This window comes from Streptomyces sp. NPDC002787, assembly GCF_053592095.1.
The window spans coordinates 139593-151447 of sequence record NZ_JBSFVC010000008.1; the positions used below are offsets into that span (position 1 = coordinate 139593).

General features: G+C 72.3%; 12 protein-coding genes. 2 read left to right on the forward strand and 10 right to left on the reverse strand.

The window, feature by feature from the left end; translation table 11 throughout:
* Positions 1-50: 50 nt before the first annotated feature.
* The 9 genes from pyrE to ACWD26_RS13435 form a co-directional block, all read right to left on the reverse strand.
* Positions 51-605, reverse strand: coding sequence for an orotate phosphoribosyltransferase (pyrE, locus tag ACWD26_RS13395; RefSeq protein WP_451269363.1), 555 nt, complete (start codon positions 603-605; stop codon positions 51-53).
* A 32-nt stretch (positions 606-637) separates the two neighbouring features.
* The gene (locus tag ACWD26_RS13400; protein ID WP_451269365.1) at positions 638-1432 is read right to left on the reverse strand and encodes an aldose epimerase family protein; all 795 of its coding nucleotides are present in this window, start codon (positions 1430-1432) and stop codon (positions 638-640) included.
* A 112-nt stretch (positions 1433-1544) separates the two neighbouring features.
* Complete coding sequence (locus tag ACWD26_RS13405) at positions 1545-2399, reverse strand: SRPBCC family protein (protein WP_451269367.1); 855 nt, start codon at positions 2397-2399, stop codon at positions 1545-1547.
* A 135-nt stretch (positions 2400-2534) separates the two neighbouring features.
* Positions 2535-4169, reverse strand: a complete 1635-nt coding sequence (locus tag ACWD26_RS13410) for a polyamine aminopropyltransferase (protein ID WP_451269369.1) — start codon at positions 4167-4169, stop codon at positions 2535-2537.
* Positions 4170-4499: 330 nt separating this feature from the next.
* The gene (locus ACWD26_RS13415) at positions 4500-5027 is read right to left on the reverse strand and encodes a DUF2617 family protein (protein ID WP_451269371.1); all 528 of its coding nucleotides are present in this window, start codon (positions 5025-5027) and stop codon (positions 4500-4502) included.
* Positions 5028-5617: 590 nt separating this feature from the next.
* A complete protein-coding gene (locus tag ACWD26_RS13420) occupies positions 5618-6034 on the reverse strand; it encodes a hypothetical protein (protein ID WP_451269373.1) in 417 nt (138 codons plus the stop codon).
* 153 nt (positions 6035-6187) lie between these two features.
* Positions 6188-6523, reverse strand: a complete 336-nt coding sequence (locus tag ACWD26_RS13425) for a hypothetical protein (protein ID WP_451269375.1) — start codon at positions 6521-6523, stop codon at positions 6188-6190.
* A gap of 3 nt (positions 6524-6526) precedes the next feature.
* Entirely contained in the window at positions 6527-6724 is a 198-nt protein-coding gene (locus ACWD26_RS13430) for a hypothetical protein (RefSeq protein ID WP_451269377.1), read from the reverse strand.
* Between the two features lie 102 nt (positions 6725-6826).
* On the reverse strand, positions 6827-7057 hold the full coding sequence (locus tag ACWD26_RS13435; protein ID WP_451269379.1) for a hypothetical protein: 231 nt from the start codon (positions 7055-7057) through the stop codon (positions 6827-6829).
* Between the two features lie 120 nt (positions 7058-7177).
* Between ACWD26_RS13435 and ACWD26_RS13440 the strand changes: the two genes are divergently transcribed.
* Positions 7178-8446 (forward strand): pyridoxal phosphate-dependent aminotransferase, encoded by a 1269-nt coding sequence (locus ACWD26_RS13440; RefSeq protein ID WP_451269381.1) that lies wholly within the window; start codon positions 7178-7180, stop codon positions 8444-8446.
* A gap of 75 nt (positions 8447-8521) precedes the next feature.
* Here the strand turns inward: ACWD26_RS13440 and ACWD26_RS13445 are convergent, their stop codons facing one another.
* The gene (locus ACWD26_RS13445) at positions 8522-9322 is read right to left on the reverse strand and encodes a hypothetical protein (protein ID WP_451269383.1); all 801 of its coding nucleotides are present in this window, start codon (positions 9320-9322) and stop codon (positions 8522-8524) included.
* Between the two features lie 389 nt (positions 9323-9711).
* On the opposite strand from ACWD26_RS13445, the gene ACWD26_RS13450 reads away from it, so the two are divergent.
* Positions 9712-11823: a hypothetical protein gene (locus tag ACWD26_RS13450; protein WP_451269385.1), complete on the forward strand. Its 2112-nt coding sequence runs from the start codon at positions 9712-9714 to the stop codon at positions 11821-11823.
* Positions 11824-11855 lie beyond the last annotated feature (32 nt).

Consider the following 11855-nt stretch of genomic DNA (forward strand, 5'->3'; position numbering starts at 1 on the left):
CGGAACTGTTCGGTAACCCCTGACCTTGTGTTCCGCCCGGCGTGCCGACCTCAGTCGAGACCCAGTTCGTCCTTCGAGAACGCGAACCGGTACGGCACCCCGGCGCCCTGTTCGATCTTCTCGGCGGCGCCGGTGGCACGGTCGACGATGGTGGCGACGGCGACGACCTCGGCGCCCGCCTCGCGCACGGCCTCGACGGCGGTCAGCGGGGAGCCGCCGGTGGTGGAGGTGTCCTCGACGACGAGTACGCGACGGCCGCGGATCTCCGGCCCCTCGACCCGGCGCTGCAGACCATGCGCCTTGGCCGCCTTGCGGACGACGAACGCGTCCAGCCTGCGGCCCCGGGCGGCGGCCGCGTGCAGCATCGCGCCGGCCACCGGGTCGGCGCCCATCGTGAGGCCGCCGACCGCGTCGAAGTCGAGGTCGGCGGTCAGGTCGAGCAGCACCTGCCCGACCAGCGGGGCGGCCTCGCCGTCGAGCGTGACGCGGCGCAGGTCGACGTAGTAGTCCGCCTCCAGACCCGACGACAGGGTCACCTTGCCGTGCACCACGGCCTTGTCCTTGATCTGCTGCAGCAGAGATCCACGTACGTCCACGTCAGTCATGGCAGCCAGCTTAAGGGGGCCCTTATGTCCGCTTACAGCCGCCGCCACGTCCAGGTCGTCGTGGCTTCGAGGGGGTCGATGGGGGTGACCAGACGGGGGTGTGTGTTGAGGCCGTTGGGCGGGCCGGTCTGCGGTTCGACGCACACGGCTTCCGCCTGCTCGTCGTAGAGGACGACCCACTGCTCGCGTGAGGTGACCTTCAGCTCCAGCCGCCCCGGCCAGGTGAGGGTGACGTCGACGCCGTCGGGCATGCCGAAGCAGTCGTCCCAGGGGCCGGGCTCGGGGTCGACGCGGTCGCCGGTGGGCAGGTGGTCCGCGCCGCGCTCCTCCTGCCAGGCGGGCGTGAAGTCGATCCGTACGTCCTCCCCGCCGCCCTCCAGGCTCCGGTTGAACCAGGGGTGCCAGCCGATCTGGGCCGGGAAGGAGGAGTCGTACGCCTCGACGGCCATCGCGAGGGTGAGGGCGTCCGGGGTGAGGGTCACCACCTGGGTGACGCGGCCGGGGTAGGGCCAGGGGTCGACGAGGTCGTACGTGAGGACGGCCTCGGAGTCGCCGTGGCGCGCCACGCGCCACGCGCCGTCGCGGGTCGTGCCGTGGATGGCGTTGGGCGGGGCGTTGAGGGGCATCTGCTGTACGGTGCCGCCGCTGAGGAAGCGGCCGTCCCGGATCCGTCCGCACCAGGGAACCATCGGGAAGCAGCCGAACCGCTCGCCCTGACGCAGCAGTTCGACCCCACCGACCCGCAGGCCCGCCACCCGCCCGCCGTTCCCCGGCGCCAACACCGCCTCCGCGTCGCCCGCGGCCAACGTGATCTGTTCGCTACTCACGCCTCGACCCTACTGGTCCCCCCGACCGGGGAGTTGCCGAACGGGGCGGTGCGCGACAGCAGCACCGCGTAGGACGACACCGTCCGTGGGGGTGGTCAGCGGGGCGGCGCCCTCAGCGGCGCTTGCGCAGGGCGCGGCTCACGATGATCGCGGAGGCTACGGCGAAGGCCGCTGCCGGGGCCGCCCAGCGGAGGGTCGCGCTCGCGGAGACGGTCTCGGGGGCCGGGACCGGGGCGTACCGGCCACGCGGCGGGGCGTGGTCGACCTCCTCCGCGCTGCGGCCGATCATCGTCCGGCGCGCATGCGCGGCCTCGGCCGGCGGCTCGCCCCCGGCGACGAAGTCGTCCTCGACGAAGGGATCCAGCGCGGACGGCGGCGCCTCGGCCTCGAAGACGGGACCCCCCTCCGCGGCCTCCGCCTCGCCCTCGCCCTCGCCCTCGTCCTCGGCGGGGCGTGTCGACTCCTCCTCAGCGGTGGCTTTCGCGTCGTCGGCCTTGGTTGCGGCTGTGCCGGAGGCGTCCTCGGCCGCTTCTTCGGTGCCCCGTTCGCCCGCCGCTCCCAGGTTCTCCGCGAAGCGGCCCAGCAGGCGGGTCAGCGTCGAGGACACCGAGTCGGCCGGGAGTTCGGTGATGCGGCCGTCGGCGGTGGCCGTGCCGGTGTAGGTGACGGTGGTGCCCTCGGTGGCCGGGGCGAGGCTGAGGGTGAGCGTGAGGGTGACGGAGCCGCTGCCGCGGGCCTCGGTGGCGTCGCCCTCGACGGCGTAGGAGCCGTCGTCCTGGGCGGTGACGCGGAGGGTGCCGCGGTACGTGATGGTGTGGCCGGCGACGCGGACCTTCAGGCGGCCGGCGACGGGCGGCGTGCCCGCGTCCTGCTGGAGCCCGGGGACCGCTCGGGCCACCCGCTCGGGGTCGGACAGCGCCTCCCGGAGGCGGCCGACGGGAACCGGAACGAACACCTCATGCTCCATGGAAGCCGAGCCTACCCAGGAGAGACCGCACCGCACCCGTACATACGCGTTATTGCTCGTGTTCCGCCCCAGGCGACCTCATGTGGTCACACGCGCCCCATGCGTGAGGCGGCCGCACACGCGAACGCACGCGGCTCAGCCCGGGTACCTCGGGTGCACCAGCGTCGACGGCGGCAGGCCCGCCACCCGGTCGGCGGCGCCGAGTCGCGCGGCCCCGGCGCCGAGGTCCGGCGCGGGGCGCCGGCCGTCGGAGGCCCGCGTCGCCAGGACGAAGCCCCAGTCGTGGGGCGCGCGGGAGGTGTGGGCCGTGCGGTCGGGGCCGGTGACGAAGCCGGGATCGGGGGCGGCGACACGGTAGGGCGTGGTGCGCAGGCCGGTCGCGCGGACGGTGGCGTCGACCGTCCAGAAGACGTGCCGGCGTGACGACACCGGGCCCGCGTGCACGACCATGCGGCCGTCGTGGGCGAGGACCTCGCGGGCCAGGCCGTAGAACTCCTGCGAGTAGAACTTGGTGCTCGCCGTGATCCCGGGGTCGGGGAGGTCCGAGATCACGACGTCGTACGTCTCGGTCGGGCGCGCGTCCCGCAGCCAGGCGAAGGAGTCCGCCGTGTGGGCGCGGACGCGGTCGTCGGCGTACGCACGGCCGTTGAGGGCGGAGAGGGCGGGGTCCGTGCGGGCCAGACGCAGCACGCCGGGGTCGAGTTCGACGACGTCCACGCGACGTACGCCCTCGTGGCGGAGGACTTCGCGGGCGGCGAGGCCGTCACCGCCGCCGAGCACGAGGACGCGGGCGTGCGGTCCCGCGTTCATGGCGGGGTGGACGAGGGCCCGGTGGTAGCGGTGTTCGTCGCGGCCGCTGACGCGCAGACGGCCGTCGAGGAAGAGGGAGAGCGGGCGGCCGTCCCTGCCGCCGGTGAGGACGACCTCCTGGACGCCGGTCTGGAGTGCGACCCGTACGTCCTTGCCGTACACCGCGCGCCTGGCCGCGCGTTCGAAGTCGTCGACGTGTACGGCGGCGGTGGCGAGGAGGCCGAGGACGGCGAGGTTGGTGATCACCAGCAGCCAGCGGGCGCGGCGGCTGAGGTCGTGGTGGAACAGGCCCAGGACGAGGGCACCGCCGACGAGGGCGTTGACCGTGCCGGTGAGCAGGGCGCCGGTCAACTGGCCGAGCCAGGGCAGGAGAAGGAAGGGGAAGGCGAGGCCGCCGACGAGTGCGCCGACGTAGTCCGCCGCGAAGAGGTCCGCCACCGTGCCGGCCGCGTCCTGGCGGCGGATGCGCTGGATCAGCTCCATCAGCAGGGGGACTTCGGCGCCGATGAGCAGGCCGATGGCGAGGGAGAAGGCGACGAGGAGGTAGCGCGAGCCACTGGCCCACATGCCGCCCCAGTCGCCGGTCCAGGCGAACGCCGCGTACAGGGCGAGGGCGCTGCAGCCGCCGACGAGGGCGAGGGCGGCTTCGATGGCGCCGAAGCCGAGGGCCGCGTGGGGGCGGAGGCGTTTGGCGGCGAGGGAGCCGAGGCCCATGGCGAAGACCATGACGGAGAGGACCACGGAGGCCTGGGTGACCGAGTCGCCGATCAAGTACGAGGCGAGGGCGACGAGTTCGAGTTCGTACACGAGGCCGCAGGCGGCGCAGACGAAGACGCCGGCGAGGACGAGGAAGCGGCCTATTCCTGGGCGGACCGGTAGCCACGCCTGGGTGCCTGGGCCTCCGTGGCCGCGCCAGAGGGGAGGGACGCCAGGAGGTGCGGGAGCGTGCGGCTCGATCACTCCTCGCACGCTACCGTCAGGGTCACGCTCCGCTGGGTCACCCACACGGGTGGTCTGCGACGCTGAGCCAGGCGCCTAATAGCTCGGGGGTTCGGGTAGTTCGGCGGGCGCGGGTGGTACGTGGTTGCTCGCGCAGTTCCCCGCGCCCCTGAAAGACACGGCCCTGCGGGCCGAGAAGCAGGGGCGCCGCCCCTGCTTCTCAGGGGCGCGGGGAGTGCGCGAGAAGCTCTACGGGGCCCGCGGACAACCACCCACCACAGCCACCCCACCCCTCTTCCCACCCACTCCGAGCCACCCGTTCCAAGTCACCGTCACCCCACTCCCCACCGGTCAAAGCGCCGCAGGCACCGGCACCCTGACCCCGACTCTCGTTCTCGTGGCCACCAGTTGCCCGTCCTGCGGATACGCGTGCCACGTACGCCAGTGCACCTGCCCCTCGTGGCGCTGGGCGAGCATCGCGGTGAAGGCGTGAGGGCTGCCGGGGAAGACGCCCGCGAGGCCCTGCGGGTGGTCGGAGACGAGGGCCAGCAGCTCCTGGGCGCGGCCCGCGAAGGAACCGGGGGACAGGATTTCGACGCGGGCGGCGAATTCGTACTCCCAGTCGTCGATCCGTTTGGCGACACCGAGCGGGAGGGGTGTGCTGGAACCCGGGATACAGGCGACCGTCTCCGAACAGTGGCTGCCCCGCTCCTCCTCCAAAAGCACCTGGTGGGACGCGCCGAGCAGTCTCAACTGCAGCTTCGCGCCAGCGAGTTCGAGGTCGAGTGTGGCGAGCGCGGGAAGCGGTTCGCGGCCCAGGGCCCAGGCGAGGTCGGCGGCGCGCGAGTCGGTGTAGGCGGTGTTCAGGGTCGTGAGCATGGGTCGGCTCCACAGAGACGCAAAGAGAAGAGGAGTGGGTCCGGCACGCTCCGGGACGACACTGGGGGATGTGGCCCGGTCAGCCAGGTCAGGCGAGGACGACGTCCCGGGCGGTCCGGTCAAGCCGGATCAGGCTTGCCGGGGGGGGAACGTCCGGGTCCGCATTGGCGATTTATAGGGAATCATGAACTGTGGCGCCACCACAGCGTTTTTACCCAACTTGACGCGCTTTCCATCCCCCCGAGTGGCAGGCCAGCTCAAGTGTTCAACCAGGCGTACGCCCCTTGCGCCGACGCACTCCCCGCACGCCCACCGGGGCGGGCGCGCGGACCCCGGGGAGCGCCCCTCGGACAACCGGGTCCACCCGGCGTACTCAGGCGTACACAGGAGTCACTCGCGTGCGCCTCCCCCACATGGGTCAGCGCCCTGGCCCTGTACGCTTCCCCGCCTGGTCAGGCTCGCTCGTCCGGTGCGCCTGCCCCGAGAAGGCGGGCGTACACCTGTCAAAGCCACAGCCGCCGCACACGCGAGCGCCCGCCGGGAAGTTCGTCCCGGCGGGCGCTCGTGTCGTGAAGCTCAGCTGCCCCGTGTCAGCTGCCTCCACCGCATCCGCCCCCACCGCCGCAGGAGGACCCGCCACCACAGGACGAGCCGCTGCTGCTGCTGCACGACGAGGAACTGCCGCTGCCGCAGGACGAGCCGCCTCCCCCGGACGACGAACCCCGGTCGTCGCCGGACGAGGAGTCGGACGAACCGCTGTCACCGACCCCGGCGGTACCCAGCACCCACCAGCTGTTGTCGCTGTTGCTCGACGCGCTGTTGCTGGATGCGCTGTTGCTCCGGCCGCCGCTGCCGCCGCCGTAGGCGCTGCCGCCTCGGCCGTACGACTGACGGCGTCGAGCCGCCGCCCGCGCCGCGTTCGCCCTGCTGCGGTTGACGGTCACCACGACCACCGTCACGAGACAGACCACCGCCAGGATGATGCCGATCACCGCGATCGCGTTCATGGCGTCACCCTCCCCTCTTCTTCCTGAGTCCCCCGAAGCGGCCCCCCGTGGGCGCCTCGCTCACTTGCGTGTCGCGGGGATGCCCCCGCCGTCGTTCGTTCAAAGCCGAGTTGAGCAAGTCCAGAGCTTGTCCGGACGATTCGTCGTGCGCGGTCAGCTGCTGCTGCCGCAGGAGGACGAGGACGAGCCGCCGCCGCAGGACGAGCCGCCGCCGCACGACGAACCACCGGACGATCCGCCGCCACCTCCGCACGACGACCAGTCGCCGTGACCGTGACCGTGGCCGCCGCCGCCCCCGTCGGGCCACGGCGACCGCGAGGCGTTGGCCCACCAGCTGTCGTCCCGTCGGCGCGGGTGGGGCGGGCGCAGGCCGGGCGCGTCACCGATGCCACCACGCGTGATCAACACGACGAAGGGCACCACCAGCGACGCCACCACCACGAGCGCGACGAAGAGCAGGACGCCGAGCGTGAGCAGGGTCGCGGTCATAGGTCAGTCCCCTCCCCCACCGCCGCCGCAGCCGCCGCCTCCGCAGGACGAGCCGCCCCCGCACGACGAACCACCGGACGAGCCGCCGCCGTCCGCCCACCAACTGCGGCGCCGTCCACGGCGCGTGGAGCTCCTGACGGCCCCGACGACGATCGCCAGGGCGATGACGACGACCACCAGGATGAAGCCGGCTTCCGCCATGACCCACCCTCCTCTTCCTCACATGTGTCCCCCGAAGCGCCCCCCGTGGGTGCCTCGCTCACTTGCGTGTCGTTCAGCTGCCGCCGCCGCAGGCCGGAGCGGTCAGCTGCCGCCGCCGCAGCCGCCTCCACCGCCTCCGCCGCCGCAGGAGGAACCGCCGCCGCACGACGAGCCGCCCCCGCACGACGAACCACCGGACGAGCCGTGGTGGGACGAACGGCCGTCCGCCCACCAGCTGTGCGAGCGGCGCCGGCCGCGCCGTGAGCCTCCGCCGAGCCTCGACACGATGCTGATCACGACGATCGCGCCCGCGAAGATGATGAAGACCTCCATCTCGGCACCCGCCTTTCCGTTCCCCCCGGCAGACCCCCCGTGGGCCGCGCGTGACGTGGGGATGCCCTCGCGCGTCACCGGTCAAAGCCGAGTTGAGGAAGTCCAGAGGTTCGGCGCAGGATGACGGCCATGACCTCCAGCGCAAGCCCCTCCCGCACGCCTCGTCCTCCGCTCAACCGGAGGCTCACCGAGTTCGGGACGACGATCTTCGCCGAGATGTCGGCGCTCGCCGTCCAGACCGGGGCGATCAACCTGGGCCAGGGTTTCCCGGACACCGACGGCCCCGAGGAGATCCGCGAAGCCGCCGTACGGGCGTTGCGCGACGGGCGCGGCAACCAGTACCCGCCGGGGCCGGGCGTCCCCGAGTTGCGCACCGCGATCGTCGACCATCAGCGTCGGCGGTACGGGCTGACGTTCGACCCGGACACGGAGGTGCTGGTCACGGCCGGCGCCACGGAGGCCATCGCGGCCGCGCTGCTGGGTCTGCTGGAGCCCGGTGACGAGGTGGTCGCCCTGGAGCCGTACTACGACTCGTACGCGGCCTGCATCGCGATGGCGGGCGGGACGCGCGTACCGGTGACGCTTCGGCCGTCCGAGGGACCCAGCGACGGAGAGGAAAGGCGCGACGGAGAGGGACCCCGCGACGGGGTCGCGGACCGACGCTTCCGGCTGGACCTCGACGAGCTGCGGGACGCCGTCACCGACCGGACGCGGCTGCTGCTGATCAACACCCCGCACAACCCGACCGGGACCGTCCTCACCCGTGAGGAGCTGACGGCGGTCGCCGAGCTGGCCGTGGAGCGGGATCTGCTGGTGGTGACGGACGAGGTGTACGAGCACCTGGTCTTCGACGACGCCGAGCATCTGCCGCTGGCGACCTTCCCGGGCATGCGGGAGCGGACGGTCACCATCGGGTCGGCGGGCAAGACGTTCTCGTTCACGGGGTGGAAGGTGGGCTGGGTGACGGCCGCGCCCGCGCTCGTCTCGGCCGTGCGCTCGGCGAAGCAGTACCTGACCTACGTGGCGTCCGGGCCGTTCCAGTACGCCGTCGCCGAGGCCCTCGCGCTGCCGGACAGCTACTTCGAGGCGTTCCGCGCGGACATGCGCGCCAAGCGGGACGTGCTGGCGTCGGGGCTCTCGGACGCCGGGTTCGAGGTGTTCCGTACGGCGGGCACGTACTTCATCACCACCGACATCCGCCCCCTCGGCGAGACCGACGGCTTCGCCTTCTGCCGTGCGCTGCCGGAGCGAGCCGGCGTCGTCGCCATCCCGAACGCCGTCTTCTACGACCACCGCGAGGCGGGCGCGCCCTTCGTACGGTTCGCGTTCTGCAAGCGCACGGAGGTGCTGAAGGAGGCGGTCTCCCGTCTCAGGACCCTGTCAGGCTGAGGCCGCCGGGCGGAGGCTCGGTGGGCCTAGGGATCCGCTACTGCATTGCGCGAGCCAGGCGAGCCTCCGCGCCGATCACTCGGCCTTGGGGGACCTCAACCAGCCCTCGAAGTCGCTCAGGAACTCGCCCATGGCACCGAGGGACATGGGTGACGACTCGTACTGCGCCGAGAGGTTGACCTCGTACAGCTTGTACGCGGGCTCGGTCTCGCGTGCCGCCGCACACGCGGCCGCCAGCATCCGGACCGCGCGCCCCCGGTCACCGGCTTCTACCGCCTCCACGAGGTCGGGCCACAGCGGGTCACCGATGTGGTCGACGAGTGCCTCGACATGGGCTGCGGCCCGCCGGGCACGGTCCTTGATCGCCTCCCGTTCGGCCTCGGCGCGGTGCTCGGCCCGGTGGGAGTCCCGCTCGTCGGAGTCCGCCCAGGCATGGTCGCCCCAGATCTCCTCCCAGCGCTGGTCCGCCCGGGCCAGGTCGGCCTTGAAGCCCCGGTCCAGGTCCTCCTGTGTGAGGCGAGGATGCTCTCCGGCGTCGCTGTCCTCGAACGCCGCCAACGGCAGGGTGAGGTCAGGCATGGGTTCGTCGTCGCGGAGTGCGGTGAGCAGCAGTACGGTGTCGATCGCGGGGAGCACCTCCTCCACGTCCACCAGTCCGCGCAACGAGGCGACGGTCTGCTCGACGGCGGCGTAGTCGTACTCGGCGATCTGGTTGTCGAGATCGCCGTGAAGGTCGAGGACGGCACTGCCGATCGACTCGATCTCATCCATACGCGCCGCTATCTCCGTGTCGAGACGCTCCACGATCTGACGCAGCATGCGGACGTCCTCGACCCGCTCCTCAAGCTTCGCCACCGCTTCGGCCAGCTCACCCATTCCGTATCCCCCTGTCTCGATGATCGCCACGTTTCTCTGGAGGCAGGCTAATGACGAAGGCCACCTGCTCCGCTGTCATCCGGCCACGCGGATGGCTGCCCTCGGCTCGTGCCGGTTACTGTCGCGGAACCTAGCGCCGGGACCTATCGATAATCTGATAACCGGGATTATCAATCGATTTCGCTACGACGCAGCCTGAAGCGTCGTAGCGTTCTCTGGCATCGGGCGGGAAACCTCGGAAAGAGGCTCCGTGGAGCCCAACAAGGTCGAGCCCTGACAGCCGCAGCGACTGCCGGGAGGAGAGACGGACGGATGGGGGAGGTGTGCGCAACGTGATCACCGGTCCACCAGACACGACACTACGGCCCTCGGCGCCCCTCCTGGTGTCGATGTCCGAGATCGCCGCTCTCGCCCGGGTCAAGCGTCCCGTGGTGTCCACCTGGCGCCGTCGGCATCCGGACTTCCCCACCGCCGTGTCCGAGAACTCAGGACGGCCGCTGTTCGACGGCGCCCAGGTGGCCGAGTGGTTGATCGCGTCCGGCCTGGGCAACGCCGACCCGACGGAACTCAGGTCCGAGCTGGCCCTGTTCGGCGTCATCGCGCTGCGGGAGCGGTTCACGCCGTGGCAGTTGGTCGAGGCACTGGGAAGCCTGCTGTGCCTGCGCCGGCTCGGTCGGAGTCGGCCGCTGACCGACGGCGTGAGCGACCCCTCGGGCGATGCCGAAGGGGACACGGCCCTGTGGGCCGCCCTGCTGCACCGCGCCGAACGGATCGACGCGGAGGACGATTTCGTCCTCCGGGAACTGCGCTCTCTCGACGCATCGGCTGCCCCTCTCGCCCGTCTCGCGGAGGACCTGGTCGAGGCCGCCTACGACGAACGCGGCGCGTACGAGTGGCTGCTCGCCGCCCGCTCCCGGCTCGGCCTGGACTCCCTCGCCGCCGACGCCGTCGCCCCTGAGCTGCGCCGCCTGCTCACCCAGCTCACCGATCTCCGCGTGCGGCTGGAACACGGAGAGTCCCTCACCCTCGCCGACCCGCACGCCCGCGCCGGCGACCTGCTCGTCGCGCTCCTCGTCGACACGGAGGACCGCGAGAGCGTCGGCATCCTGGCCGCCGACCCCGACGAGCGGTTGGCCCGCATCACCCGCCGCCGACTCCTCCTCGCGGGCGTCAGCGAACTCGACCTCGACGTCCAGACCGGCCCTGATCTGGAGGAACGCCTCGCGGACCCGGACCTCGTCGTCACCCAGCTCCCCTACCGCCCCGGCGAGGACCGTTCCGTGTTCGCCGCCCTGGCGGAGGTCGAGCGGGTCGCCGACCTCCTCCGCCCCGGCTGCACGGCCCTCGTCCTGGGCCCGGCCGACGCACTCGTGGACGCGCTCAAGGACACCGAGGCGGCCCAGCTCCGCTCGGCCCTCCTGCGCTCCAACGTCGTAGAGTCGGTCATCGCGCTTCCCGGCGGCGTCCTGCCCTTCCGCCCCGGCTACCGCCCAGCCCTGTGGACACTCACCCGCGACCCCGTCCCCGAGGCGGAGGGCAAAGTCTTACTGGCCGACATCAGCTCCGAGCAGCTCACGGCGGAGGTACGCGCACGGCTCGCCGAAGACGTCCTCCTCTGGCGTGCGGAGGGCTTCCGGGAGCTCGACGGCCACGACCCGCGCTACGGCCGCGCGGTCCCCGTCGCCGTCCTGGACCGGGCCTTCGGCGGTCCGCTGACCCCGCCCGCGCCACCCGCGTCCGCGATCTGGTCCGACAAGGTCAAGGAGCGCCCCGCCCTGATCGGCGAGGCCGAGGCACGCCTGGAGCGCGCGACGGCGGACATGCGCGCATACGAGGACGGCCAGGGCCCCTACCGAGGAGGCGTACTGCGCCGGGTGGGCCGCCTGCCCGGCCGTACCACGCTCGGCAAGCTGATCGCGGGACACCGGGTGACCCGGCTCCCCGGCCACCGCGTCGACGACCGCCACCTCGACCCGGACGGCCACCATGCCGTCCTCGGACCCGAGGAGATCACAGGCGAACGGCCCGTCGGCGTACGCCGTATCGACCGGCTGGTCCTGGCCGCCGAATACGACCGGGTGGCGCTGACGGAGCCCGGGGACGTCGTCTACACCCTCACGCCCCGCCTCGGCCTGTACGTCGACGTCGACGGTTTCTCGGTGGTCGCCTTCCCGGCCCGCGTCCTCCGCGTGCACCGTGACGCGGCCCGTCCGCTGACCCCGCGCGTCCTGGCGGCCCTGCTGGGCGCGGCCCGGGGTACCGCCCGCAGCCCCAGCGCGGTGCGGGCGGCCCGCCGTATCGAGGACTACCAGCTCCCCGACCTCGACCCGGACGAGGTGCTCCGCTTCGATGCCCTGCTGGCCGAGACCGAACGCCGGGAACGCCTGCTGCGCGCCCAGGCCGACGCCCTCGCCGAGGCCCGGCGCATGACGATCGCCGGCCTGGCGGACGGCACGCTCACGCTGGCCGACCCGCCCGCCCGACACGCCAACCGTACGTAGCCCATCCACCGTTCAACTCGGATTGGAAGAAG